5 protein-coding genes are annotated in these 3,981 nt (G+C 70.8%); 1 reads left to right on the top strand and 4 read right to left on the bottom strand.

What is annotated here, in order from left to right; translation table 11 throughout:
- The 4 genes from VM840_00275 to VM840_00260 form a co-directional block, all read right to left on the bottom strand.
- The coding region (locus VM840_00275; GenBank protein ID HVL80009.1) for a hypothetical protein at positions 1–582 on the bottom strand (582 nt) is incomplete at its 3' end.
- Positions 579–1,298: an ABC transporter ATP-binding protein gene (locus VM840_00270; GenBank protein HVL80008.1), complete on the bottom strand. Its 720-nt coding sequence runs from the start codon at positions 1,296–1,298 to the stop codon at positions 579–581. The genes VM840_00270 and VM840_00275, both read right to left, overlap by 4 nt.
- A 38-nt stretch (positions 1,299–1,336) precedes the next feature.
- Positions 1,337–2,035 (bottom strand): hypothetical protein, encoded by a 699-nt coding sequence (locus tag VM840_00265; GenBank protein ID HVL80007.1) that lies wholly within the window; start codon positions 2,033–2,035, stop codon positions 1,337–1,339.
- 9 nt (positions 2,036–2,044) lie between these two features.
- A complete protein-coding gene (locus VM840_00260; GenBank protein ID HVL80006.1) occupies positions 2,045–2,674 on the bottom strand; it encodes a hypothetical protein in 630 nt (209 codons plus the stop codon).
- Between the two features lie 139 nt (positions 2,675–2,813).
- On the opposite strand from VM840_00260, the gene groL reads away from it, so the two are divergent.
- The coding region (gene groL, locus VM840_00255; GenBank protein HVL80005.1) for a chaperonin GroEL at positions 2,814–3,981 on the top strand (1,168 nt) is incomplete at its 3' end.

Raw genomic sequence — 3,981 nt, 5'->3', positions numbered from 1 at the left:
GTTCTGGACCACCCCAAGCGCACCTACCGCGATGCGGCCGCCCGCCCCGTCCCCCCGCACGATCGCACCGACCCTCTGGCGCTGCCACCCGGTCGGGGTCGACACCTCGAAGGCGTCTCCGGCGCTCAGCCCCAGGTCGTCGGCCAGACCCTGCGGCAGGAACAGGCCGAACTCGTCGACCACCTCGAAGTCCTGCCGGGTCACCGCCTCCGGAGCGAGGTCGAAGATCCCGGAGCTGACCCCCATCAGCAGCGCCCGCACCGTGCGCTCCCCGTTGCGCAGCCGCGCGTAGGACTCCACGGTCGCGCCCGCCGCCCTAACCCCCGCGACCTTCTCGACCGCGGGCAGGGTGGAGGCGCCGATCCCGACCGCGCTCGTCCCCCGCACCTCGAGGTTGGCCCGGCTCGCCGCGGCGGAGGCGATCCCCTGCAGCGATGCGTCGATCGACGAGCCCAGGGACGAGACGGCGACCGCCAGGGCGACCCCGGCCGCCACGCCGAACACACCGAGGGCGAGCCGGGCGCGATGGGCAGTGAGGTGGCGGGCGTCCAGCGCCCAGACCAGCCGGACCGTCGCCCTCAACGGTTCCCGAACCCTCCGGGCGCGTGGGCGAACGGAGGTGTCTCCGACACCTGTCCGTCGTACAGGTAGAGGGTGCGGGAGCCGAGCCTCGTGGCGCTCGGATCGTGCGTCACCATCACGACGGAGGTGCCGTGCTCGGCGGGTGCCCGCGAGATGACGCGGTACACCTCGGCGCCGGCCACCGAATCGAGGTTCCCGGTCGGCTCGTCGGCGAGGAGCAGGGCGGGGCGGGTCACGAGCGCCCGCGCGATGGCGACCCGCTGCTGCTCGCCTCCCGAGAGCTCGCGGGGCCGATGCCCCGCCCGGTCGCGCAGGCCGAACGTCGTCAGCTCGGCCACCGCCGCCTCCTGCGCCTCGTCGGGGTCGCGGCCGTCCAGGAGCAAGGGCAGCATCACGTTCTCGGCGGCCGTGAGCGTGGGGAGGAGGTGGAAGAACTGGAACACGAAGCCCAGCCGGCGCCGACGGTACAGCGTCAGATCGTCGTCGCTGGTCTCGGCGATGGCTGTCCCCTCGAGCATCACCTCTCCCGAGTCGGGACGGTCGAGGCCGGCCATGACGTGCAGCAGCGTCGACTTCCCCGACCCGGACGGCCCCGTGATCACGACGAACTCGCCGGGTGCGACGCTGAGCGAGACGTTGCGCAGCGCCCGGACCTCTTCCGACCCACGGTGGTAGGACCGGTAGACATCGCGCAGCTCGACGACGGGTCCCGTCATGCCGCTCATCGTGTCACGCGTCCGCGGACGGCGCTGCGTTAGGAGACGGGTCGCTCGGCGGTCGCCGGGCACAGACGCGGGTCGACCGGACGCTCCGTGGCTCCCGCGCACTCCCCGGTGACGAAGAAGATCCAGTGGCCCTCGTCGTCGATGGCCAGGCGCCACCCGTGGTAGACGCCCTGCTGCCTCCACGCCTGCGCCTGCTCGTCGCTGTGGATCTTCCGGACGTCCTCCCAGTCGGTGTCGACGGTGTCCCCGGGGTCGAACGCGCGCGGCCAGACGTACAGCCGCTCGACACGCTGCTCACCCTGGACCTGCTGACCGAGCACCGGTCTCATGTCCAGGAGCCGGACCATCACCGCCAGGACCTCGATGCCCCCATCCTCCTGCGCCCGCCACCACGCGGTGGGATCCCACCCGCGTCGGTCGGTCCGGCTCGGCTCGTCCAGGCTGTAGGTGAATCGGCCGTCCGTGGCCGCCAGCTCGACCAGCTTCTCGTAGTCGCATGAGACCGCTGCCTCCGCGATCGCCTGGCGCGTTATGCGCACCGCGGCGGGGATGTCCGCGGACTGGTCGGTCAGGTCGTTCGTGAGGCGCGCGGCGGAGCACTCGGCGTCGGGGGCCGGTGTCGTCCGCGGCTCCGGGGTGGGCGTGGCGAGCGGACGGGAGCCCGCCGCGCAGCTAGCGGCGAGCAGCATCAGGGCGATGCAGGCGGCGGTCCGGACGCTGCGGCTCATCTGTGCCTCCTATGTCCTGCGCGCGGGGGCGAACTCGAACCACCGTCCGGCCTCGGTGATCGAGACCCGCTCCCCGAGGTAGACCCCGTCTGCGCGCCACTGGGCGACGTCCGTCGCCGGGTAGATCTCCTCGAGCTCCCCCCAGATCCCATCCGACGTCGTGGACGGCCATGAGTAGACGGTCACCTCTCCGGAGCCGAGGTCGGCTGGGGAGTCGGCCCCGTCGAACGTGACGCTGGACCAGGGCAGGTTCAGCAGGAAGACGAGCCGCGTGAGGACCGGATCCCCCTGGACCTCCCGGTTCCGCCAGTACCCAGAGGCCTGGATGGTGTCGCCCCGCCGGGGGCCCTGGTCGTCGTAGGTGAACGACGGACCGAGCCGCCGCGCGATCGACTCGAGCTCGGCGTAGTCGCACTCCCGGGCGGCGGCGGTTATCTCCGCCCGCACCCGCACGACCGGGTCGGGGAGGTCGTCGAGGCCGGTCGCCTCCGCCACTTCGGCGTCCTCGGCGGAGCAGCGCAGCTGGGGGCCGGGGGTGGCCGTCGGCGAGGGCGACGGGGTGGCGCCGGGGTCCGATGTCGCGCACGCCGGGAGCAGGGCGAGCAGCGCCAGGACCGCGAACCGCGACGGCCGGGGCATCGGACCTCCTCGTGACCGGGGGATACGCGTTCGGGCATACCCTACCGAGCCGGGCGCCGAACCTGCGATTGACAGTCGCTCCCGCCGCGTGCTAGCACTCTATGGCAGAGAGTGCCAACAACAGGCTGGAGGAGGAAGCATGCCCGCGAAACTCATCTCCTACTCGGGGGACGCGCGTCGCGCGCTCGAGGAAGGAATGAACAAGCTCGCGGACGCCGTACGCGTGACCCTCGGACCGAAGGGCCGCAACGTCGTCCTCGAGAAGAAGTGGGGCGCCCCCACGATCACCAACGACGGGGTGACCATCGCGAAGGAGATCGAGCTCGAGGACCCGTACGAGAAGATCGGGGCCGAGCTGGTCAAGGAGGTCGCCAAGAAGACCAACGACGTCGCCGGTGACGGCACGACCACCGCCACCGTCCTCGCCGCCGCCATGGTGCGCGAGGGCCTGCGCAACGTCGCCGCCGGCGCCAACCCGATGTCGCTGAAGCGTGGCATCGAGCGCGCCGTGGAGACCGCGGTCGAGAACATCCGCAAGCAGTCCCGGGAGATTCAGTCGAAGGAGGAGATCGCCCACGTCGCGGCCATCTCCGCCGCCGACCCCGAGATCGGCGACACGATCGCCGAGGCGATCGACAAGGTCGGCAAGGACGGCGTCATCACCGTCGAGGAGTCCCAGACCTTCGGTATGGAGCTAGAAACCGTCGAGGGGATGCGGTTCGACAAGGGCTACATCTCGCCCTACTTCGTCACCGACCCCGAGCGGATGGAGGCGATCATGGACGAGCCCTTCGTCCTCATCGCCAACCAGAAGATCAGCTCGGTGCGGGACCTCCTGCCCGTGCTCGAGCAGGTCATGCAGTCCGGCAAGCCGCTCGTCCTCATCGCCGAGGACGTGGAGGGTGAGGCCCTGGCCACCCTCGTCGTGAACAAGATGCGGGGCACGTTCAAGTCGGTCGCCGTCAAGGCTCCCGGCTTCGGCGAGCGCCGCAAGGCGATGCTCGAGGACATGGCCATCCTCACCGGCGCCACCGTCGTCAGCGAGGAGCTCGGCATCAAGCTCGAGAACGTGAAGGTCGACATGCTCGGCACGGCCCGCAAGATCGTCGTCACGAAGGACGAGACGACGATCGTCGAGGGAGCCGGCAACGCCGACGACATCAAGGGCCGGATCAACCAGATCCGGGCCGAGATCGACCGGACCGACTCCGACTACGACCGCGAGAAGCTGCAGGAGCGGCTGGCAAAGCTCTCCGGCGGCGTCGCGGTCATCAAGGTCGGGGCGGCCACCGAGGTCGAGCTGAAGG

It is taken from the genome of Actinomycetota bacterium, assembly GCA_035540895.1.
In the GTDB taxonomy this organism is placed as follows: domain Bacteria; phylum Actinomycetota; class JAICYB01; order JAICYB01; family JAICYB01; genus DATLFR01.
The sequence above is the reverse complement of the archived record's forward strand: the minus strand, read 5'-3'. Positions and strand labels throughout refer to the sequence as shown.